The organism is Streptomyces sp. B8-7 (assembly GCF_058833805.1).
The window spans coordinates 526,656-547,778 of sequence record NZ_JBYRRL010000003.1 but is presented as its reverse complement, the minus strand read 5'-3'; the positions used below and the strand labels follow the sequence as shown (position 1 = coordinate 547,778).

Annotated in this window: 21 protein-coding genes and 1 riboswitch; of the genes, 3 read left to right on the top strand and 18 right to left on the bottom strand. The window is 75.4% G+C overall.

Translation table 11 applies throughout. From position 1 onward, the window contains the following. Positions 1-11: 11 nt before the first annotated feature. Positions 12-896 carry a fructosamine kinase family protein gene (locus AC5K6T_RS17580; RefSeq protein WP_493210103.1) on the bottom strand — a complete coding sequence of 295 codons (885 nt, stop codon included), beginning with the start codon at positions 894-896 and terminating at the stop codon, positions 12-14. A gap of 304 nt (positions 897-1,200) precedes the next feature. On the opposite strand from AC5K6T_RS17580, the gene AC5K6T_RS17575 reads away from it, so the two are divergent. Both AC5K6T_RS17575 and AC5K6T_RS17570 read left to right on the top strand, forming a co-directional pair. Next, positions 1,201-2,022, top strand: coding sequence for an SGNH/GDSL hydrolase family protein (locus tag AC5K6T_RS17575; protein ID WP_493210826.1), 822 nt, complete (start codon positions 1,201-1,203; stop codon positions 2,020-2,022). 128 nt (positions 2,023-2,150) lie between these two features. Beyond that, positions 2,151-2,603, top strand: a complete 453-nt coding sequence (locus tag AC5K6T_RS17570) for a flavodoxin family protein (protein ID WP_493210101.1) — start codon at positions 2,151-2,153, stop codon at positions 2,601-2,603. A 139-nt stretch (positions 2,604-2,742) separates the two neighbouring features. Here AC5K6T_RS17570 and AC5K6T_RS17565 read toward each other — a convergent pair whose 3' ends face one another. The 7 genes from AC5K6T_RS17565 to AC5K6T_RS17535 form a co-directional block, all read right to left on the bottom strand. Continuing rightward, complete coding sequence (locus tag AC5K6T_RS17565) at positions 2,743-3,786, bottom strand: medium chain dehydrogenase/reductase family protein (RefSeq protein ID WP_493210099.1); 1,044 nt, start codon at positions 3,784-3,786, stop codon at positions 2,743-2,745. A gap of 97 nt (positions 3,787-3,883) precedes the next feature. After that, a complete protein-coding gene (locus AC5K6T_RS17560) occupies positions 3,884-4,447 on the bottom strand; it encodes a TetR/AcrR family transcriptional regulator (RefSeq protein ID WP_493210097.1) in 564 nt (187 codons plus the stop codon). A 406-nt stretch (positions 4,448-4,853) separates the two neighbouring features. After that, the gene (locus AC5K6T_RS17555; RefSeq protein ID WP_493210825.1) at positions 4,854-5,219 is read right to left on the bottom strand and encodes a MerR family transcriptional regulator; all 366 of its coding nucleotides are present in this window, start codon (positions 5,217-5,219) and stop codon (positions 4,854-4,856) included. A 230-nt stretch (positions 5,220-5,449) separates the two neighbouring features. Continuing rightward, positions 5,450-6,493, bottom strand: a complete 1,044-nt coding sequence (mgrA, locus tag AC5K6T_RS17550) for an L-glyceraldehyde 3-phosphate reductase (RefSeq protein WP_493210095.1) — start codon at positions 6,491-6,493, stop codon at positions 5,450-5,452. A 416-nt stretch (positions 6,494-6,909) separates the two neighbouring features. Next, entirely contained in the window at positions 6,910-9,129 is a 2,220-nt protein-coding gene (katG, locus tag AC5K6T_RS17545) for a catalase/peroxidase HPI (RefSeq protein WP_493210094.1), read from the bottom strand. A 32-nt stretch (positions 9,130-9,161) separates the two neighbouring features. Then, positions 9,162-9,599: a Fur family transcriptional regulator gene (locus AC5K6T_RS17540; protein ID WP_493210092.1), complete on the bottom strand. Its 438-nt coding sequence runs from the start codon at positions 9,597-9,599 to the stop codon at positions 9,162-9,164. 321 nt (positions 9,600-9,920) lie between these two features. Next, a complete protein-coding gene (locus AC5K6T_RS17535) occupies positions 9,921-10,376 on the bottom strand; it encodes a carboxymuconolactone decarboxylase family protein (RefSeq protein WP_493210090.1) in 456 nt (151 codons plus the stop codon). Between the two features lie 122 nt (positions 10,377-10,498). Between AC5K6T_RS17535 and AC5K6T_RS17530 the strand changes: the two genes are divergently transcribed. After that, a complete protein-coding gene (locus AC5K6T_RS17530; RefSeq protein ID WP_493210089.1) occupies positions 10,499-11,479 on the top strand; it encodes a pirin family protein in 981 nt (326 codons plus the stop codon). A gap of 299 nt (positions 11,480-11,778) precedes the next feature. Here AC5K6T_RS17530 and AC5K6T_RS17525 read toward each other — a convergent pair whose 3' ends face one another. The 10 genes from AC5K6T_RS17525 to AC5K6T_RS17480 form a co-directional block, all read right to left on the bottom strand. After that, entirely contained in the window at positions 11,779-12,675 is an 897-nt protein-coding gene (locus tag AC5K6T_RS17525; protein WP_493210087.1) for a S1 family peptidase, read from the bottom strand. A gap of 164 nt (positions 12,676-12,839) precedes the next feature. Further along, entirely contained in the window at positions 12,840-13,688 is an 849-nt protein-coding gene (locus AC5K6T_RS17520) for an energy-coupling factor ABC transporter ATP-binding protein (protein WP_493210085.1), read from the bottom strand. Continuing rightward, positions 13,685-14,434 carry a cobalt ECF transporter T component CbiQ gene (cbiQ, locus tag AC5K6T_RS17515; protein WP_493210083.1) on the bottom strand — a complete coding sequence of 250 codons (750 nt, stop codon included), beginning with the start codon at positions 14,432-14,434 and terminating at the stop codon, positions 13,685-13,687. The genes AC5K6T_RS17520 and cbiQ overlap by 4 nt, the downstream gene beginning before the upstream one ends. Positions 14,435-14,440: 6 nt before the next feature. Then, entirely contained in the window at positions 14,441-14,902 is a 462-nt protein-coding gene (locus AC5K6T_RS17510) for an energy-coupling factor ABC transporter substrate-binding protein (RefSeq protein ID WP_493210081.1), read from the bottom strand. Further along, a complete protein-coding gene (locus tag AC5K6T_RS17505) occupies positions 14,899-15,588 on the bottom strand; it encodes an energy-coupling factor ABC transporter permease (RefSeq protein ID WP_493210823.1) in 690 nt (229 codons plus the stop codon). The genes AC5K6T_RS17510 and AC5K6T_RS17505 overlap by 4 nt, the downstream gene beginning before the upstream one ends. A 30-nt stretch (positions 15,589-15,618) precedes the next feature. Beyond that, positions 15,619-15,804: riboswitch (cobalamin riboswitch) on the bottom strand. Positions 15,805-16,238: 434 nt separating this feature from the next. After that, on the bottom strand, positions 16,239-16,988 hold the full coding sequence (locus AC5K6T_RS17500; protein ID WP_493210821.1) for a GntR family transcriptional regulator: 750 nt from the start codon (positions 16,986-16,988) through the stop codon (positions 16,239-16,241). A gap of 134 nt (positions 16,989-17,122) precedes the next feature. Then, a complete protein-coding gene (locus AC5K6T_RS17495; protein ID WP_493210079.1) occupies positions 17,123-18,127 on the bottom strand; it encodes a proline racemase family protein in 1,005 nt (334 codons plus the stop codon). Positions 18,128-18,321: 194 nt separating this feature from the next. Further along, positions 18,322-19,233 (bottom strand): dihydrodipicolinate synthase family protein, encoded by a 912-nt coding sequence (locus AC5K6T_RS17490; protein WP_493210077.1) that lies wholly within the window; start codon positions 19,231-19,233, stop codon positions 18,322-18,324. Continuing rightward, positions 19,230-20,798: an FAD/NAD(P)-dependent oxidoreductase gene (locus tag AC5K6T_RS17485; RefSeq protein ID WP_493210075.1), complete on the bottom strand. Its 1,569-nt coding sequence runs from the start codon at positions 20,796-20,798 to the stop codon at positions 19,230-19,232. Before AC5K6T_RS17485 ends, AC5K6T_RS17490 begins: the two co-directional genes overlap by 4 nt. Further along, positions 20,779-21,099, bottom strand: a complete 321-nt coding sequence (locus tag AC5K6T_RS17480; RefSeq protein WP_493210074.1) for a (2Fe-2S)-binding protein — start codon at positions 21,097-21,099, stop codon at positions 20,779-20,781. The genes AC5K6T_RS17485 and AC5K6T_RS17480 overlap by 20 nt, the downstream gene beginning before the upstream one ends. Positions 21,100-21,123: the final 24 nt, after the last annotated feature.

Below are 21,123 nucleotides of genomic sequence, written 5' to 3'. Positions count from 1 at the left end.
GTGGGCGTCGCCTACCGCCGGAGGGCCGTGCGGGCCGCGTCCAGGGCCCGCTCGGCGTATCCGCGGCCGAACAGCACCGTGTGCACGAGCAGAGGGAACAACTGGTGCAGCGCGACGCGGTCGGCCCAGCCGGGTGCGAGCGGGGCGGCCCGCCGGTAGCCGTCCAGCACGTCGTCCAGGCAGGGGCAGCCGAACAGGCGCAGCATGGCCAGGTCCGTCTCGCGGTGGCCGCCGTGCGCGGCGGGGTCGATGACCCAGGCGTCCCGGCCGGTACTCCACAGCACGTTGCCGTTCCACAGGTCTCCGTGCAGCCGGGCGGGCGGCTCCGGCGGCCCGGCCAGCCCGGGCAGTCGCTCGCACACCGCCTCCACCAGCCGCGCCTCGGCGGGCCGGACCGTGCCGGCGTCGACGGCCCGGCGCAGGTAGGGCAGCACACGCTGCTCGGCGTACCAGCCCGGCCAGTCGGCCCGCGGCGCGTTGCGCATCGGGGCCCGGCCGATGCGGGCCTCCCGCGGCCCGCCGGGCGGCGGGGCGCCGAACGCGGGCGCGCCCGCGGCGTGCAGCGCGGCCAGACCGCGCCCGAGGCGGGTGGCGGCCTCCCGGGTGGCCGGGCCGGTCGGGACGCGCTCGGTGACCAGCCAGTCGTGATCCTCGCCGAGCACCTCGGGGACCCGTACGGCCTCGGCCTCGGCCAGCCACCGCAGCCCGGCCGCCTCCGCCCGGGCCGCGTCCGGGCCCTCACCCCGCTTGACCATCACGACGCGCCCGCCGGTGAGCACGACCTCCGTCAGCGTCCCGGACACGCGCCGCGCCCGGACCGCCTCCCGCCCGGTGAGCCGGGCCGCGGCCGCCCCGGGGCTCCCGGGGGCGCCGGTCCGGCCGGCTCGACGTGGCATGCCGACCAGGGTAGGGCCGCCGCCCACCGCCCTGCCCGGCCCGGGGAGCGCGGCGCCGTTCCGGGGGACCGGCCGCCTGCCGGGGCGCCGCCCGGCACCGTCTGTCCGTCCGGCGGCGGCCTCACCGTCGTCCGTCCGGCGGCCGCCCGTTCGTCCGGCCGTGGACCGCGGGGCCCGCGGTGTCCGGTCCCCGACGGCGATGCGCGGGCCCGGCCTGCCCCGGCCCGCGGTCCACCCCCGCCGTGCCGCCCCGGCGTTCACCTGTCCGTAGTCACCTCTGGATATAGTCAATTAGGTGAGTATCATGGGTCCTGACCCCACGCCGGCCCGGAAGGCGACCCCCGTGAACGCCCTGTACACGCGCTTCGTCGCGCTGGGAGACAGCCAGACGGAGGGCGTGGGCGACGGTGACGACAGCTCCGGGCTGCGCGGCTGGGCCGACCGGCTGGCCGAGCGGCTCGCCCCCCACAGTCCGGGCCTGCACTACGCCAATCTCGCCGTCCGCGGCCGGCTCGCCGGCCAGGTCCGTGCCGAGCAGCTCGCCCCCGCCCTCGCCCTGCGCCCCGACCTCGTGACGGTCGTGGCGGGGGTGAACGACCTGCTGCGCCCGCGGTTCGACGCGGATGCGGTGGCCGGCCATCTGGAAGCGATGTTCGCGGAGTTCACGGCCCGGGGGGCCAGGGTCGCGACGCTGACGTTCCCGGACCCCTCCCGCATCACCCCGCTCGCCGCCCGGCTCGCGCCGCGGGTGGTGGCACTGAACGACCGGGTCCGCGAGGCGGCCCGCCGCCACGGCGTCACCGTCGCCGAGACGGCCGACGAGCCGGTGGTGAGCGATCCGCGGCTGTGGAGCCCCGACCGCCTGCACGCCGGCCCCCTCGGCCATGACCGCATCGCCGCGGCCATGGCCCATGCCCTGGGCCTGCCCGGCAGCGACGCCTCCTGGACCCGTCCCCTGCCGTCCGTCCCGGACCCGCCGGTGTGGCGGGCGCTCCTCGGCGAGGTGCGCTGGACCGCCTCGTTCCTCGGCCCCTGGCTGGGCCGGCGGCTGCGCGGCCGCTCCTCGGGCGACGGGCGCGGCGCCAAGCGCCCCGAACTGCTGCCCGTGGCGGCGGGCACGCCCTGACCGGCTCCGGCTCCGGCTCCGGCTCCGGCTCCGGCTCCGGCACCGGCCATCGGTGTCGGCCGGCCGCCGCCCGCGGGCCGGTGGTGTAGCGGTTGCGTGCGGCGGGGTGCCCGGGGCAGGGTTCGGGCGTGGCCACCCTGCTGATCGTCCATCACACGCCCTCGCCGAACTGCCAGGCGATGTTCGAGGCCGTCGTCTCCGGCGCGACCGCCCCGGAGATCGAGAACGTGCGGGTGGTGCGCCGCGCCGCGCTCTGCGCGACGGCCTCCGACGTGCTCGCCGCCGACGGGTTCCTGCTCGGCACCCCGGCCAACCTGGGGTACGTCTCCGGCGCCCTCAAGCACTTCTTCGACCAGATCTACTATCCCTGCCTCGACGAGGCGAAGGGCCGTCCGTTCGGCTACTACGTCCACGGCGGGAGTGATGTCACCGGCGCCGTGCGGGCCGTCGAGTCCATCACCACGGGACTCGGCTGGCGCCGCGGAGCGGACCCGGTGACGGTGACCGGCACGCCCTCCAAGACCGACCTCCAGGCCTGCTGGGAGCTGGGCGCCGTGCTCGCCGCGGGCCTGATGGACTGAGCCGCCGCGGCCCTGCGGCGGGTTCGTGTGCGGGGCGTGGAGGCGCCGGCACCCGGGCCCGCCCGGTGTCGTGCACCGAGCGGCGTCCCGGCCCCTGGCCGTTGCGCGCCGGCCGGGGGCCGGAGCCGGCCGCGGTCCGTCAGGCGCCGGCGGCGTCGGGCACGATCACCACCTTGCCGACGGCCGTGCCGGACTCGGCGTGCCGCAGGGCGTCCGCCGCCCGGCTGAGCGGGTAGGCGCTGTCGATCGTGGCCTCGACGGTCCCCGAGCGCAGCAGCGCGAAGACCCGGGCCAGATCCTCGCGCAGTTCGGCGCGGTAGCGCCGCGGGTCGCGGGTCTTGCCGGCCCAGAGGTTGAAGAAGTGGGCGCGGCGCCCGTTGGGCAGGGCGTTCCACAGGGCGAGCCGGGCCAGCAGCCGGAGGACCGTGACCATGCCGTTGCCCGTCTGGTCGCGGGTGGCGGCGCTGCCGTAGGAGACGAGGGTGCCGCCCGGGGCGAGCATCCGCCAGGAGGCCCGGATGCCCTTGCCGCCGACGTGGTCGAACACGGCGGCCACCCCGTCGGGGGCCAGCTCGCGCACGCGTCGCGGGACGTCGTCGCGGTAGTCGACGGGCAGCGCGCCGAGCGCGGCCACGGCGTCCTGGTTGCGGGCGGAGGCGGTGCCGATGACGGTGGCGCCCGACGCGCGCGCCAGTTGGACCAGGACGCTGCCGACTCCGCCGTTCGCGCCGTGCACGACGACCGTGTCGCCGGACTGGACGCGGGCCGTGCGGTGCAGCATGCGCCAGGCGGTCGCGCCGTTCGTGACCAGGGTCTCCGCCTCGGCGGCCGTCACGCCGTCGGGTACCGGCACCAGATCGGCCGTGTCCAGCAGGACGTGGTCGGCCCAGCCGCCGGTCTTCGTGAGGGCCGCGACGCGCTGCCCGACGGCCGGCGGGAACCGGTCCGGTCCGGCCGGGCCCAGCTCCAGGACGACGCCCACGAGGTCGTAGCCGGGCACGAAGGGGAAGGCGGGCATGTCGTAGTACTTGCCGCGCCGCATCTGCTGTTCGGCGAAGGAGACGCCGCTGGCCTCGACCCGCAGCAGGGCCTGGCCCTGTCCCGGCCGGGGCAGGTCGCGGATCCGGACCTGGAGGGACTCGGGCTCGCCCACGGCGGGGAGGACGATCTCGGTGGCTCGCATGACAGCTCCCTGATGAAAGAGTGTGATTGACCACTCACTGGTGTGAGCGAAGGATGGGCGGCCCTGGATCCGCGCGGAACCGGGTGCCGCCCGGGGATCAGACGTGGGTGATGCCGCGTGTGAGGGTGCGCGTCCAGGGTGCGTCGACGGACTCGGCGCCGACCGAGACGAGCAGGTGGCACAGCATGCCGACGGCGAAGAACCGCTGGACCTGATCCTCGTCGCCCCCGGACGCGCCGCGCACGTACTCCACGGTGCGCGCGTATCCGGCGCGCACCGTGGCGCGTACGGCGGGTTCGGAGACCGCGGCGGCCTGTGCGTGCAACTGCACGAGCATCAGGTCGTTGTCACTGATCAGGCGCGCGTACGCATCCCCCATCGCGTCCAGGATCGTCTCCGGGTCGCTGCCCTGGGCCTCGGCGGCGCCGCGCTCCAGGGCCGCGCGCACCCGCACGAAGCAGTGCTCGACGACCGCGGTGAACAGCACCTCCTTGTTGGGGAAGAGGCGGTACACGTACGCCTGGGAGATGCCGGCCGCCTTCGCCACCTCGTTCGTGGTGGTCCCGAAGTAGCCGCGGGCGGCGAACGCCCCGATGGCGGTGCGCAGCACCGTCTCCCGGCGCTCCTCGGCGGTGGACAGTCTCCGTGCTTCCGTGGTCATGGGACCACTCAACCACTCCGCCTGTGAGTAGTCAACCACTCTCTTGTGATGGGGGTGCACATCGCGGACCGGTGGAGGGCGCCGGCCCCGCACCCGCCGGGCCGCCCGGCCGGCGGCACCGCGCTGCTCGCCGCCTGCGACACCCTCGCCGCACTGCTGGGCTGCGAGGGGCGCTGGGCGGGCGCCCCGGCCGGGCAGGGCGCGGCCCTGCCCGGCAGACACCCCGCGACGGCCGACGCGTCGGCGGCGCGGCCGGACACCCGGTGGCCCGCGCACGGCCCCGCTGTCCGGCCTCCGCGCTGCCCGGCCTCCGCGCTGCCCGGCCTCCGCGCTGCCCGGCCTCCGTCGGCCGGGCACCGCCGCCCGGGCCCGGTGGGACGGCCCGCGGCCGTCGCGGGTGATGCGGTCACTCAGCCCCTGTCCCGGCCCCGAGCGGGCGGGCCGGGCCCAGCCTCCCGGCCAGGTCGTCCCGTAACGCCGCCAGTTCCGCCATCCGGGAGTCGATGACCCGGATCTTGTCCCGGAACAGCGCGGAGAGCGCCTCGGCGGAGTCCGGCGCGGCGCGCAGTGCGTCGCCGTGCCGGCGTATCTCGGCCAGGCTGAACCCCAGTGCCTGAGCCGTGCGGACGTAGTACAGCCAGGTGACCGCCTCCTCGGGAAAGTCCCGGTAGCCGTTGCCCAGCCGATTGCCGATGAGCAGTCCGAGCCGCTCGTAGAAGCGGATGGCGTCCTTGCTCAGGCCGGTCCGTGCGGCCAACTCGCCGATACGCAAGCTCACTTCACCCCCCGTGTGGATGTGATCCGGTGGACAGTACTCCACCGGGAGGCGGTGGGCGCGGCCGTGCCCGCGCACCCGGGCCCGCCCGCGGGCCCGGCCGGGCCCGCTGCCTGCGGCTTCGCGGGCGGGCAGGGGGACGGCAGCGCCGTCGGTGCCCGCCGCGGCCCGCCCGGCGGCCGGGGAGGCACGCGGGACGGCGGGCCGGGGCGGCCGGGGCGGGCCGGTCAGCCCAGGTTGCCCAGGCGGGCGTCCTGCCACAGGTCGACGCCGCCGTCGGTGGCGAGCGCGTCGATCTCGGCGAGTTCGCCGACGCTGAAGTCGAGGTTCTCCAGCGCGGCCACGTTCTGCTCCAGCTGCTCGACCCGGGAGGCGCCGACCACGAGGGACGTGACCCGCTCGTCGCGCAGCGCCCAGGCGAGCGCCAGCTGGGCCAGCGTCTGACCGCGGCGGGCCGCGACGTCGTTCAGGGCACGCAGCCGCCGCAGCATGTCGTCCGTGAGCCAGCCGGTGTCGAACGACTTGTCCTGCGCGGCCCGCGAGTCGGCCGGTACGCCGTCGAGGTAGCGGCCGGTCAGCAGTCCCTGCGCGAGAGCGGTGAAGCCGATGACGCCGAACCCCTCCTCCCGGGCGGTGTCCAGCAGGCCGTCCGCCTCGATCCAGCGGTTCAGCATGCTGTACGACGGCTGGTGGATCAGCAGCGGAGTGCCCAGCTCCCGCAGGATGCGGGCGGCCTCCCGGGTGCGCTCGGCGTCGTAGGAGGAGATTCCCACGTACAGCGCCTTGCCCTGGCGGACGGCCGTGTCGAGGGCGCCCATCGTCTCCTCCAGCGGCGTGCTCGCGTCCAGCCGGTGGGAGTAGAAGATGTCCACGTAGTCCAGGCCGGTCCGGCGCAGCGACTGGTCGAGGGAGGCCAGCAGGTACTTGCGGGAGCCGCCGCCCTGCCCGTACGGGCCCGGCCACATGTCCCAGCCGGCCTTGGTGGAGATCACCAGCTCGTCCCGGTAGGGCCTGAGGTCCTCGCGCAGCAGGCGGCCGAAGTTGAGCTCGGCGGCGCCGTAGGGCGGGCCGTAGTTGTTCGCCAGGTCGTGATGGGTGATGCCGAGGTCGAAGGCGCGCAGGGCGATCGCACGCTGTGTCTCGAACGGCACGTCGTCGCCGAAGTTGTGCCAGTAGCCGAGCGACAGCAGCGGCAGGTCCAGTCCTGAGCGTCCGGTGCGCCGGTAGCGCATCGTGCCGTGGTAGCGCTCGGGGTCCGCGACGTGGGTCATCGGGTGCTCTCCGGATGGTGCGATGGGGGTGGTCCCGCCGAACTCGGGGACCTCCCCACCCTGCCTCCGTGTGATCGTGAAGTCCAACCGATGCCGCCCATCGTATTCAGCGGCGCGGCTTCTGAATACGGCGGGCACCCGCCATCCGTCGGGCACCTGCGGCGGTGGCGCTCGCCCGCACCGGCGTGCCGGCGCCGTCCCCGGGCCGGGTCAGGTCCCGGGTCCCGGGGAGGGAGTGGTCGGTGCGGTCACGGCGGCCGGGGGGTAGTGGGCAGGGCCACGACGGGCAGGGCGGCGGCGCTCGGGGCAAGGAGCGGTACCGGGCGGGGCCGTGGGGGAGTCCGGGCGGCAGAGCCCCGCCGGACGCACGTGCGGGCCGGCCCGGTCGAGGGCCGGCCCGCACGCGGGGACCTGCGTCAGACGAGGTCGAACCGGTCGAGCTCCATCACCTTGACCCAGGCGGCGACGAAGTCCTTCACGAACTTCTCCTGGGCGTCGTCGCTCGCGTACACCTCGGCGAGGGCGCGCAGTTCGGAGTTCGAGCCGAACACGAGGTCGGCGCGGGTGCCCGTCCACCGGACCTCGCCGGTGGCCGCGTCGCGGCCCTCGAAGGTGGTCTGGTCCTCGGAGGTCGACTTCCACGTGATGCCCAGGTCGAGCAGGTTGGCGAAGAAGTCGTTGGTGAGGACGCCGGGGGTGTCGGTGAACACGCCCAGCGAGGTGCCCTGGTGGTTCGCCCCCAGTACGCGCAGCCCGCCGACCAGGACGGTCATCTCGGGGGCGCTCAGGGTCAGCAGGTTGGCCCGGTCCAGCAGCAGGTACTCGGCCGGCAGACGGTTGCCCTTGCCGAGGTAGTTGCGGAAGCCGTCCGCGGTGGGCTCCAGGGCGGCGAAGGACTCGGCGTCCGTGTGCGCGTCGGTCGCGTCGACGCGCCCCGGGGTGAAGGGCACCTCGACGGCCACGCCGGCGTCCCCGGCGGCCTTCTCCACCGCCGCGGTGCCGCCGAGCACGATCAGGTCGGCCAGCGAGACCTTCTTGGCGCCGGAGTTGAACTCCTGCTGGACGCCCTCGAGGACGCGCAGGACCTGGGCGAGCCGGTCGGGGTCGTTGGCCTCCCAGCCGCGCTGCGGCTCCAGGCGGATCCGGGCGCCGTTGGCGCCGCCGCGCTTGTCGCTGCCGCGGAACGTCGACGCCGAGGCCCACGCCGTGGAGACCAGCTGGGCGACGGTCAGGCCCGAGCCGAGCAGCTTGGCCTTGAGCGCGGCGACGTCGGCGGCGTCGAGGGCCGCGCCCTCGGCCTCCGGCAGCGGGTCCTGCCACAGCAGCGTCTCGGCCGGGACCTCGGGGCCGAGGTACAGCGACTTCGGGCCCATGTCGCGGTGGGTCAGCTTGTACCAGGCGCGGGCGAAGGCGTCGGCGAACTCCGCCGGGTTCTCGTAGAACCGGCGGGCGATCGGCTCGTAGATCGGGTCGAAGCGCAGCGAGAGGTCCGTGGTGAGCATCGTCGGGCGGTGCTTCCTGCCGGAGTCGAAGGCGTCCGGGACGATCTCCGGGGCGTCCTTCGCCACCCACTGGTGGGCTCCGGCCGGGCTCTGCGTCAGCTCGTAGTCGTACTCGAAGAGGTTCTTGAAGAACCCGCTGCCCCATCGGGTCGGGGTGGTGGTCCAGGTGACCTCCAGGCCGGAGGTGATGGCGTCCTTGCCCACGCCCGTGCCGTGGGTGCTCCGCCAGCCGAGCCCCTGCTGCTCCATCGGTGCGGCCTCGGGGTCGGCGCCCACGCTGTCCGCGGGGCCGGCGCCGTGGGTCTTGCCGAAGGTGTGGCCGCCGGCGATCAGGGCGACGGTCTCCTCGTCGTTCATCGCCATCCGGCGGAAGGTCTCACGGATGTCGCGGGCCGCGGCGATCGGGTCCGGGTTGCCGTTGGGGCCCTCCGGGTTGACGTAGATCAGACCCATCTGGACCGCGCCGAGCGGGTTCTCCAGCTCACGGTCGCCGGTGTAGCGCCGGTCGTCGAGCCAGGTGGTCTCGGGGCCCCAGTACACGTCCTCCTCGGCCTCCCAGACGTCCTCGCGGCCGCCGCCGAAGCCGAAGGTCTCGAAGCCCATCGTCTCCAGCGCAACGTTGCCGGTGAGGATCATGAGGTCGGCCCAGGAGAGGGACTGGCCGTACTTCTTCTTCACCGGCCACAGCAGGCGGCGAGCCTTGTCGAGGCTCACGTTGTCCGGCCAGCTGTTCAGCGGGGCGAAGCGCTGCTGGCCGGCGCCGGCGCCGCCGCGGCCGTCGCTGATGCGGTAGGTGCCGGCGCTGTGCCAGGCCATCCGGATCATCAGCGGGCCGTAGTTGCCGAAGTCGGCCGGCCACCAGTCCTTGGAGTCGGTCAGCACCTCGGCGATGTCGCGTTTCACGGCCGCGAGGTCGAGGCGCGAGAACGCCTCGGCGTAGTCGAACTCCTCGCCGAGCGGGTTGGACACGGCGGGGTTCTTGGCGAGGATCCGGACGTTCAGCCGCTCCGGCCACCACTGGCGGTTGCCGCCGCCCTGGGTCGGGTGCGGGGCACGCTCGTGCGCGACGGGGCAGCCGCCGCCGCTGGTCTCGGTCTTTGCGTCGGTGACGTTCGCGTCGTGGTTCTCGGACATGGCAATCCTTCCGGATCAGGCGGATCACGTGCTCAGGAACTGCGGGTGGAGGAGCAGGCGGGGCACAGGCCCCAGTAGATGACCTCGGCCTCGTCGATGAGGAAGCCGCGGTCGTCGGAGGCGGTGAGGCAGGGGGTCTCGTGGACCGCGCAGTCGACGTCGGCGACGGCGCCGCACGACCGGCAGACGACGTGGTGGTGGTTGTCCCCGACCCGCCCCTCGAACCGGGCCGGGCTGCCGGCCGGCTCGATCCGGCGGACGAGTCCCGCCGAGGTGAGCGCGTGGAGGGCTTCGTAGACGGCCTGGAGGGATATGTGGCCCACGCGGTCGCGGACGCCCGCCGCGATCGCGTCGACTCCCAGGTGGTCGCCGTTTCGGACGGTCTCCAGCAGTGCCACTCGGGCCGCGGTCACCCGCAGTCCGGCACCGCGCAGGTCCTCGGCGGCGGTCGGATTCCCCGGTGCGGTCATGGGTCCGAACCTACCCTCATAAACACGAATGATTCAAGGAAACGAACCAGGCAAGTCTGTTCGTGTCGCCGTCGAGAGATCTTTGCTGTCGCACATCTTGATTTGTTGTCCTGAATATGCTACTTCGCCCGCTGTGGCAGGCGACCCCCGGAGCGCCGCGGATTCCGGGCCGGCCCGTGGCGGGACCCGTGGGGCGCCCGTGCGCGCACCCGGGGTGCGGGGCCGCGCACCGGATCCGCCCGTGTCGGGGGTGTCGGCGGGGTGCGGCCGTGCGAGGCTGGGGCGGTGCCCGGGACGCTGCCCGGATCTGCGCCCGGATCGTCAGTGTTCGGGCCGTACGGGGTGTCCGCTCATGGCCGGGACCCGGTTGAAGGCGTCGATGGTGATCGCCCCCCGGATCACCGCGGAGATCTGGCGGTCGGTGAGCGCCTGCCGCACCGTCGTGTACGTGCGCTCCCGCGCCGCGGCGTCGGACGCCGCGGTCGTCGCCCCGGCCGAACGGGCCGCGAGCACGCCCGGGCGCTGGGTGGTCTCGCCCGCGCGCGGCGCCGCCCGGGCGTGGACGTGCAGGCGGTACGCGCAGCTGTCGATCTGCGGCACCCGGAGGTTCACGAGCCCCGTCGGCCTGCGGTCGAGCCCGGCCTCCGCGGCGGCCGCCCGCCCGGCCTCGGCGGTCCGCGGCAGCGCCCGGTGGGCCTGCGGTGTCTCCTTGTCGATGTCGATGTCGATGTCGATGTGGATCCGCCGGTCCGCCTCGGGCGGGGGAGTGCCGTTCACGCCGGGCTCCTCGGGGGTCGTCCTCGGTGCCGCCCGGTCCGGGTCGTGGCGTGCGGCGCGAGCGCGTATCGTGGGGGAACGGTATTGTTGAAAAGTAAAATATCGTGGTGTGGAGGAGTTCGATGAGCAACACCGAAACCGGACCGGACAAGGTGCGTTGCGGGACGGACCCGGTGGTCGCGACGACGGCCGACCGGCCGCGGGTCGACGTCCTCACCGCGCGGGACGTGCCCCTCGGCGGGCCGCGCGCCATGACGGTGCGGCGGACGCTGCCGCAGCGGGCCCGCACGCTGATCGGGGCCTGGTGCTTCGCCGACCACTACGGCCCCGACGACGTCACGGCCACCGGCGGCATGGTGGTGCCGCCGCATCCGCACACCGGGCTGCAGACCGTCAGCTGGCTGTTCGCCGGAGAGATCGAGCACCGGGACAGCCTCGGCAGCCATGCCCGCGTACGCCCCGGCGAGCTCAACCTGATGACCGGGGGCCACGGCATCGCCCATTCCGAGGTCTCCACCGACCGCACCACGGTCCTGCACGGCGTGCAGCTCTGGGTGGCGCTGCCGCTCGAACACCGCGACGCCGCCCGCGACTTCCGGCACTACGTGCCCGAGCCCGTGACGGTCGGCGGGGCGGAGATCCGGGTCTTCCTCGGCGGCCTCGCGGGCTCCGTGTCGCCGGTGCCCACCTTCACCCCCCTGCTCGGCGCCGAGATCGTCCTCGCCCCCGGCGCCTCGCTCACCCTCGACGTGGACAGCTCCTTCGAGCACGGCGTCCTGGTCGACCGGGGCCGCGTGCGCGCCGCCGGAACCGTGCTGGAGCGGGCCGGACTGGGCTACGTCCACCCCGGCTGCACCGCGCTGACGCTGTCCGCCGAGGACGGCGTCCCCGCCCGGATCGTGCTGCTCGGCGGGCCCCCGTTCGGAGAGGAGATCATCATGTGGTGGAACTTCGTCGCCCGCACGGACGAGGAGATCCGCCGGGCCCGCGAGGACTGGGTGAGCGGCGACCGCTTCGGTGAGGTCTCCGGCTACCCGGGCGACCGCCTGCCCGCCCCGGAACTCCCCACGACCCCGCTGAGGACCCGGCGCAACCCGAGCTGACCGCCGGGCCCGGCGCCCGCGCCGCGCCGCCCCGCGCCGCGCCGCCCCGCGCCGCCCCGCGCCGCCCCGCGCCGCCCCGCGCCGCCCCGCGCCGCCCCGCGCCGCCCCGCGCCGCCCCGCGCCGCGCCGGCGGGCGGGCGGCACGTCCGCGGCGACGCCCGCCGCGCCGGCGGGCGGTGCCCCCGCCCGGCCTCCGCCCCGCGCGGTGCGGCGGTGACGGCCCGACCGGCCGTCACCGCCGTACCGGCGCCCGGGCCGGACCGGGCGTCGCGCCCCGCCCGGCCCGGGCGCCCCGAGGCTCAGCGGCCGAGCATCCGCTTCACGCGCTTGCCCTTCGCCGACTCACCCAGCGTGTCCCACAGCCGCTCGGACCCGGTGTAGGTGTAGACGCCCGGGGCACCCTGCTCGGCACAGCCGTCGCCGTACGACACGACGCCTATCTGGTACACGCCCTGACGGCCCTTCAGCTTGCGGAAGAGCGGCCCGCCGCTGTCGCCCTGGCAGGAGTCCCGGCCCTCGACGCCGGCGCAGACGTTGACCTTCCTGTCGTAGTCCGGGTACGAGGCCTTGCACTCGATGTGGGACACGATCGGCACGTCCACGGCGCGCAGCCGGTTCGGGTAGGACGGCACCTCGGTGTTCACATTGCCCCAGCCGGCCACGGTGGCCCTGGCCCCGGGGCGGATCAGCGCGTCCGTGCCGACGGTCGGCAGATGCACCGGAGCGATGCCCTTGACGGGTTTGCCGAGGACCAGGAAAGCGATGTCGTACGCCTCCTGACCCCGCGTGTAGCGGGGGTGGACCACGATGTCGGTGACCTTGCGCAGCTGGCCCTGCCGGGTGTTGCTCAGCACCGTCCGGCCGACGGCTGTCTCGATCTCCTTGGGTTCGGTGCCGGTCACGCAGTGCGCGGCCGTCATGACGAGGGTGGGCGCCAGCAGGCTGCCGCCGCAGAACTGCCGGTCGACGGGCTTGCCGCGGCCGGTGGACAGCAGCGCCGCCATGAACGGGTGCCTGCCGTCCGGCTGCTGGACGCCGCCGATGATGTGTGCGACGGGACGCCCGTGTTGTGCCGGAGCGCCGGCCGCGTGGGCGGACGCGGCCGAGGCCGCGGTGAGGGCGAGGGCCGCACCGCACGCGGCCGTGACGGCGGTGAACCGCCGCGCCGCCGGTCCGTGGGGGGTGGACAGACGCATGAGGGGTCTTCTCCGATCTCGGTGGGAGCCACTGGGCGGCCAACCGCCCCGGCGCCGCAACCGAGCCCGGGGCCGGGGCAGTCGGGCCGCCGTGTGGCAGGTCGCCCTGCCAGACGGGATCCGCACCGCGCAGGTTCACTCACCGCCGCCCCCGGCCGGCCGGATCAACTCCCGGTGGCCGACCGCCGTGTGAGCGCCGCCAGCTCCTCGGCCGTACGGGGCCCCGCCCCGGCCGCCGCCAGCAGGCCCTGGGCGCGCAGGAGTTCGGCGGCGGCTATGCCCCACGGCAGCCGCAGCCCCGCGCCGGCGAGCAGGTCGGTGCGGGACAGCAGTCCGGCCGCCGCGCCGGTCCGCACACCCTCGGGGGTCAGCAGCGCGACGTCGTCGGCCCAGCGCAGGGCGAGGTCGACGTCATGGGTGGCCATGACGACCGTGGTGCCGCCCGCGCGCAGCGCGTCCAGGGTGGCCAGCAGCCGCTCCTGACCGTCGGGGTCGAGTCCCGCGGTCGGCTCGTCGAGCACCAGCACCCGCGGCCGCATCGCGACCGCCCCGGCGATCGCGGTGCGCTTGCGCTGCCCGTACGACAGCAGATGGGTGGGCCGGTCGGCCAGCGCGGTGATGCCCAGTGCGGCCAGCGCCTCGGAGACCCGTGCCCGCACCTGGGCGTCGGGCAGGCCGAGGTTGAGCGGCCCGAAGGAGACGTCCTGGGCCACGGACGCGGCGAACAGCTGGTCGTCGGGGTCCTGCACCACCAGCTGCACCGTCGTCCGCAGCCGGGTCAGCCCGGCCCGTCCGTACGTCACGGGCTCCCCGTCGACGGTCAACCGCCCCGAGTGCGGCCGCAGTCCGCCGCTCAGCAGCCGCATCAGGGTCGTCTTGCCGCTGCCGTTGCGGCCGAGCAGCGCCAGCGCGCGGCCCTCCCGTACGGCGAAGTCCAGCCCGTCGAGGACGTCCGGGCCGTCCTCGTAGGCGAAGGACGCCCCGTGCAGGGCGACGACGGCGGGTTCGGTCACGGCAGCAGCCTTTCCAGGACCAGGGTCAGTGCGGTCACGGCCGTGAGCAGCGCCAGCGCGGCGGCCGTGAAGGGGGCGGAGACGCGGGACTCGGGCACCAGCACGCGCAGGGTGCCGTCGTAGCCGCGGCCGGCGAGCCCGGACTGCAGCCGGGCCGCACGGTCGAAGGCCCGGACGAAGGCGGTGGCGCCGAGCCCGGCCAGCGAACGCCAGGCCGCCGCACGGGAGGTGTGCCCGAGCCTTGCCGCCTGCGCCTCGCGGACCCGGCGCACCGAGTCCAGCAGCAGGAAGCTCATGCGGTACGTCACCAGCGCCACGTCCACGACCGGTGCGGGCACCCCGGCCCGCACCAGGCGCGGCAGCAGGTCGGACAGCGGTGTGGTGAACGCGAACAGCAGCACGCCGAGCGAGGCGGCGGAGGTGCGCAGCATCAGTTCCCCGGCCCGTACGGCGCCCCCCTCCGCGAGCGACACCGGCCCGCCGGGCCCGCCGACCTGCACCAGCAGCGTGACCGCGCCGGTCGCGCAGAACCCGAGCGGCACCCGGTAGGCCCGCCACAGCCGGCGGCCGGACACCCGCGCCGGGCCCAGCAGCACGGCCAGGGCGGTGACCAGGACGAGGGCGGCGCCCGGCCAGGGCGGCAGGGAGACCGCCAGCACGGTCAGCCCCAGCCCCAGCACCGCCTTGTCCACGGGGTGGCGGCGGCGCCAGCGGCTGCCGTGCGCCGCCGCGTCGATGGGCAGCACGCGGACTCAGCCCCGTCCGGAGGCGGCCCGGCCGTCCGCGGCGGGCTCCGCAGCCGGGGACGGGACGGCCGCGTCCGTCCGGTGGGCCGTGCCCGCCGCGCCGGCCGTGTCCGACGGGTGGGCCGCGCCGGCCGTGTCCGACGGATGGTCGCCTCCGGCTGCCGCGGCCCGCCGCTCGCCCTGCCTCCGGCCGCGACGCAGCCCGAAGTAGTAGGCGAGGACACCCGCGCCGAGCGCCGCCTGGAGCGAGAACAGCGCCGACTCGATCTCCCCGGACGGCGGTTCGTACAGCGGGGTGAACCACGGCTCGTAGTCCGGTTCCAGCTCCGTGATCGCGGTCTCCGCCTCGCCGTCGGCGCCCGTGAACGGCTCCTCCTTGTGGTCGCCGAGACCGAGCGCCAGCGGCAGGACGGCGAGCGCCGCGACCAGCGCCAGCAGCAGCAGGTTGATCCTCGTGGCGCGCTTCACCGGGCCACCGCCTCGGGCTTGGGGGCGGCCGCCAGCACGCCGAGCCGGGTCAGTTCGCTCCTGCTGGACTGGGCGAGGAGCCGCATCACCAGCACCGTGAGCAGGCCCTCGCTCACCGCGAGCGGGATCTGCGTCACGGCGAAGATGGAGCCGAACTTCCCCAGCGCGCCCAGGAATCCGCTGCTCGGGTCGGGGAAGGCGAGCGCGAGCTGCACACTGGTCACGCAGTACGTGGCCAGGTCGGCGAGGAACGCTCCGAGGAACACGGCGACCATCAGCGGCGCGTCGTAGCGGCGCAGCAGCCGGTAGGCGGCGTAGCCGACCCAGGGGCCGGCGACGGCCATGGAGAACACGTTGGCGCCGAGGGTGGTGAGTCCGCCGTGCGCCAGCAGCAGGGCCTGGAACAGCAGGGTGATGGTGCCCAGCACGGCCATGATGGGCGGCCGGAACAGGATGGCGCCCAGCCCGGTTCCGGTGGGGTGGGAGCAGCTTCCGGTGACGGAGGGGAGTTTGAGCGCGGACAGGACGAAGGTGAAGGCCCCCGACGCACCGAGGAGCAGTGTGCTGTCGGGATGCTCCCTGACCTCCCGGGTCAGGGAGCGGACTCCGTGGACGACGAACGGCGCGGACGCGACGCCCCAGGCGATCGCGTGCGCCGGAGGCAGAAATCCCTCGGCTATGTGCATGCTTGAGCGAACCCTCTCCAGCACCTCGTGGATGGTTGACGCGCCCTGGCCGGTCTCCTGGCTGACGGGTGACACCGCCCGGTCTCCGCCTTCCCGGGTCCTTGAGGGACCCAGTGGCTGCCCTTGCGGGCCGGAGCCGGACTTCCCGATCACAGTGGCGAGGGCCGCACCGGTTCCACACCGGATTTCCCGTTCACCAAGGCGTGGCGACCCTAGTCCGCGGTGGTAGGCGGTGACAAGCGGGCTCGTCCTCCGAGACGGAGGACTGGGGGGCGCTCGAACCGTGCGGGGGCCGCATGCGTGCCGGTGCGCGCCCCGACGCCACCCTTCCCGCGCCCCCGTCCGGGCTGCTCGTCGGGCCGGGTGTGCCGGTGCGGCCGGTCGCCGGGTACAGGGGGTCCGCACAGAGAACCGGGTGCAGGGGGTCCGCACAGGCAAAAGGGCGGGCCCGGGACGGTGGGCCCGGGACGGTGGGCCCGGGACGGTGGGCCCGGGACGGCGGGCCCGGGACGGCGGGCCCGGGACGGCGGGCCCGGGACGGTGGGCGCGGGGCCGGGCCGGCGGGCGTGTGCCGTGCGGGCCGGCACCGTCCGCCGCGGGTGGTCCCGGTACGTCCCGGGTGACAGGGGGCCGGTGCGCCGGCCCGCCGCTCAGGACACCGCGCCCAGCCGTCCGCCGGGTCCGCGGTCCGGACCGTGCCCCTGCCTCGCCGCCGCGTCCTGAGCCCGCCCCTCCGGGACGTTCCTCGCCCACAGCGACCGGACGTGCCCGAGGTGGCGGCCGATGCAGGCCTCCGCGCCCTCGGCGTCCCCGGCGATCATCAGGTCGAGCAGTTCGAGGTGCTCCTCGGCCGACGGGATCAGCCGGTCGCGCTCGTCCAGCGCGGTCAGACCGTACAGCCGGGACCGCTTGCGCAGGTCGCCGACCGTCTCGACGAGCCGGTCGTTGCCGGCCAGCGCCAGCAGGGACAGGTGGAAGCGCCGGTCGGCCTCCAGATAGCCGATGAGGTCGTGGGCCCGGGCGGCGGCCACGATCTCCTGGGCGACCGGCCGCAGCGCCTCCAGTTCCTCCCGGGGCGCGCCGCGGGTGATCCGGCCGACGGTCGGGACCTCGATCAGCATGCGGATCTCGCTGTACTGGTCGAGGTCGCGCTCGTCGACCTCGGTCACCCGGAAGCCCTTGTTGCGGACCGGCTCGACGAGGCCCTCCCGGGCCAGGTCGAGCATGGCCTCGCGCACGGGTGTCGCGGAGATGCCGAAGTCCTCCGCGAGGCCGGGAGCCGAGTACACCTCGCCCGGCTCGAGTTCGCCCGAGATCAGTGCGGCACGCAGCGCGTGGGCGACCTGGTCGCGCAGCCGCTCGCGCGCGGTGACGAGGGTGCGCTGCTTGAGGTGGCCCATGGTCTTCCCTTCGTGCCGCTGCGGAGCACCAGAGTACAATGTCACGTTGTTTCCTTCGGCGCCGCAGGGAAGTTGCCGCATCCGCGCACCGCGTTCACGGCCGGTCGCCGTTCAGCGCGCGCGGGGGCGCGGGCTCACAGCAGGAACCCCGCGGGGAACGGGTCGTCCGGGTCGAGGAAGTACTGGGCGGTGCCCGTGATCCAGGCCCGGCCGGTGACCCGGGGCACCACCGCCGGCACTCCGCCGACCTCGGTCTCCGCCAGCAGCCGGCCGGTGAACTCGGTGCCGATGAACGATTCGTTGACGAAGTCCTGGTGCAGGCCGAGCTCCTTGCGGGCGTGGAGCTGCGCCATCCGCGCCGAGGTGCCGGTGCCGCACGGTGAGCGGTCGAACCAGCCCGGGTGGATGGCCATCGCGTGCCGCGAGCGGTGGGCGTCGGAGCCGGGGGCGATGAGGTACACGTGCTTCAGCCCGGAGATCTCCGGCTGCTCGGGGTGCACCGGCCGGTCGGGCGAGGCGTTCACCGCGTCCATGACCGCCAGCCCTGCGGCGAGCAGCTCGTCCTTGCGGTCCCGGTCGAACGGCAGTCCCAGGGCGTCGAGTTCGACGAAGGCGTAGAAGTTGCCGCCGTAGGCCAGGTCGTAGACGACCGTGCCGAGGCCGGGTACGTCCACGGTGCGGTCGAGCGCGGCGCAGAAGGACGGCACATTGGTCAGGGTGACCCGCTTGGCCGCGCCGTCCGCCACCGTCACGTCGGCCACGACCAGCCCCGCCGGGGTGTCGAGGCGGACGGTGGTGACCGGCTCGGTCACCGGCACCATGCCGGTCTCCACCAGGACGGTGGCGACGCCGATGGTGCCGTGGCCGCACATCGGCAGCAGCCCGGAGACCTCGACGAACAGCACCCCGTGGTCGGCGTCGGGGCGGGTGGGCGGCTGGAGGATCGCGCCGCTCATCGCGGCGTGGCCGCGCGGCTCGTACATCAGCAGGGTGCGGAGGTGGTCCAGGTGCTCGGCGAAGTGGCGGCGCCGCTCGGCCATGGTGGCCCCGGGCACGACTCCGACGCCGCCGGTGACGACCCGGGTGGGCATGCCCTCGGTGTGCGAGTCCACGGCGTGCAGGACGCGACGAGTGCGCACGGACGTCCCTTTCGTTAGGTGTTCCTGTCGTGTGCGGTGGCGGGTACCGGCCGTCCGGAGCGGCCGCCCGGGACGACGGTCCGGGACGACGGTCCGGGGCCGTCGTGCCCAGCGGCCTTGCGGGGCGGCCTTGCGGAGCGGCCTTGCGGAGCGGTCTGCGGGCGGCCGCCCGCCCGGGTGGGCCGGGCCGCCGGTCAGCGGTGCCCGTCGGCGACGGCCTTCTCGGTGGCGGCGCGGATCTCGGCCTCCTGCGCGCCGCTCAGTGCCGCACGCGGGGGACGGCAGGGCCCGCCGCGCACCCCCACCACGTCCATGGACAGCTTGATGGCCTGCACGAACTCGGTGCGGGAGTCCCAGCGCAGCAGCGGGTGCAGGGCCCGGTACAGCGGCAGCGCGGTGGCGAGGTCGCGGGCGACGGCCGCGTCGTACAGCTGGGCGCAGGCCTCGGGGAACGCGTTGGGATAGCCGGCGATCCAGCCGACCGCGCCGGCCACGGCCAGCTCCAGCAGCACGTCGTCCGCGCCGGCCAGCAGGTCCAGTTCGGGGGCGAGTTCGGCGATCCGGTAGGCCCGGCGCACATCGCCGGAGAACTCCTTCACGGCCGCGATGCCGGTCTCGGTGTGCAGCCGGGCCAGCAGCTCGGGTGTGAGGTCGACCTTGGTGTCGACCGGGTTGTTGTAGGCGACCACGGGCAGCCCGGCGCGGGCGACCTCGGCGTAGTGGGCGAGGACCGCGCGCTCGTCGGCCCGGTAGGCGTTCGGCGGGAGCAGCAGCACGCTGCCGCAGCCCGCCTCGGCGGCCTGCTCCGCCCAGCGCAGCGCCTCCGCGCTGCCGTACGCGGAGACACCGGGCATCACCCGGGCCCCGTCGCCCGCCGCCTCCACGGCCGTACGGACCACCCGGGCGCGCTCGCTGGCGGTGAGGGTCTGGTACTCGCCGAGCGAGCCGTTGGGCACGACGCCGTCGCAGCCGCTCGCGAGCAGCCGGCGCACGTGCCCGGCGTAGGCGTCGTGGTCGACGGACAGGTCGTCGCGCAGCGGCAGTGCCGTGGCGACCATGATCCCGCGCCAGGGCCGGTCGGGGTGCCAGGAGCCGGTGGTGCTCATCGGGGAAGCCCTTCTGTGATGGGAGGGGTCTGCTCGTCCGGGCCGGCCGTCTCGGCGAGCGCGGCGAGCGGTACCGGGACCGCCAGCGGGCGGCGCTCCGGTGCGGTGGGTGGCGGGCCGCTCTGCGCGGCGGGTGCGGTCGGCGTGGGGCCGGGGCCCGGGTGGCGGCCGGGCGGGACGGATGCCGGGGTGCGGCCGGGTGTCCGAGCCGTGCCGGGCCAGGGTGCGGCGGCCAGGCAGGTCACCGCCGCGCCGCACATCCGGCCCTGGCACCAGCCCATGCCCGCACGGGTCAGCAGTTTGACCGTGCGGGCGTCGGTGGCGCCGTACGCCGTCACGGCCTCGCGGATCCGGCCGGCGCTGACCTCCTCGCAGCGGCAGACGTCCGTCGTGTCGTCGAGCCACGCGGTCCAGCCGGGGCCCGGCGCGTGGACGCGGGCCATCAGTGCGGCGAAGGCGCGCAGCCGGGCGCGGCCACGCCGCAGCCGCCGCAGCCGGGCCGCGGGCGGGGTGCGCCCGGCCAGCCGGGCGGCCACCGCGTGTCCGGCGACCTCGCCCTCCAGCAGGGCCAGTCGGACCCCGCCCACGCCGCCCGTCTCGCCGGCCGCGAACAGGCCGGGGACACTGGTGCGCTGGAGGTCGTCGAGGACCAGGGCGTGGGTGCCGTCCGGGGCGCGCCGGACGGCGCAGCCCAGCGCGGTCGCCAGGTCGATGTGCGGGACCAGGCCGTGGCCCACGGCGAGCGCGTCGCAGTCGATGCGCCGCGTCCGGCCGGCCGGACGCCAGTCACGGTCGAGCCGGGACACCGTGACGGCCTCCACCCGGTCGGTACCGTGCACCTCGGTGACCGCGCTGCGCGGGTGCACCGCCACCCGGTGGCGGAGCAGGGCGGTGCCGTGCACCGCGGCCTCGGCCAGTTTGCCGGGCAGTGCGGCGAGGACGTCCGGGCGGCGGGCGTAGGCGAGGTAGCCGCCGGCCTCCACCAGGGCCGGGACCCGGGCGCCGGCCGCGGCGAGTGAGGCGGCCACCGCGAGCAGCAGCGGGCCGCTGCCGGCGACGACGATCCGCCGGCCCGGCAGCACGAGGCCCGACTTGAGCATGGCCTGTGCCCCGCCGGCCCCGACGACACCGGGCAGGGTCCAGCCGGGGAAGGGAAGTTGGCGCTCGTGGGCGCCGGTGGCGAGGAGCACGGCGCGGGCGTGCACGGTGGCCGGATGCTCGCCCTCCTCGCCCGTGACCGCGTGCACCGCGAACGGGGCCCCCTCCCGCGCCGGGCGGGCCACCGTCCAGACGTGGTGTCCGGGCAGATGGGTGACCCCGCTGCCGGCGAGGCGGTCGCGGAGCCGGGCGTACGAGGCCCAGCCGTGGTGGAGGGCCTCGGGGCGGGCGGCGCCGAGGCCGGGGGAGGGGTGGCGGTAGTACTGGCCCCCGGTCTGCTCGGCCGTGTCCAGCAGGCCGACGGTCAGCCCGAGTCCGGCCGCGGTGACCGCCGCGGCCAGGCCCGCGGGGCCCGCGCCGATCACCGCCAGGTCGTAGCACTCGGGCTCAGACGGCGAGGTCGGCACGGCCGTGTCCTTCCTGGCTGGTGACGGTGTCGCCGGGGCGGGCCGGGGTGAGGCAGGCGCGGCGGTTGGCGCGGCCGTTGACCGTCACCAGGCAGTCGAAGCAGTGCCCGATGCCGCAGAACGCGCCGCGCGGACGGCCCTCGCGCCGGGTGGTCCGCCAGGCGAGCACCCCGGCCGCCCACAGCACGGCGGCCACGGACCGGCCGGGCAGCGCGGTGAGGGGGCGGCCGTCGAAGGTGATCTCGAACGCGGCGTCGGGTGACGCGCCGACGCGTTCGGCCGGGCTGCGGTCGCGCCTCATGGTGCGGCTCCTCTCGGAGGGTTC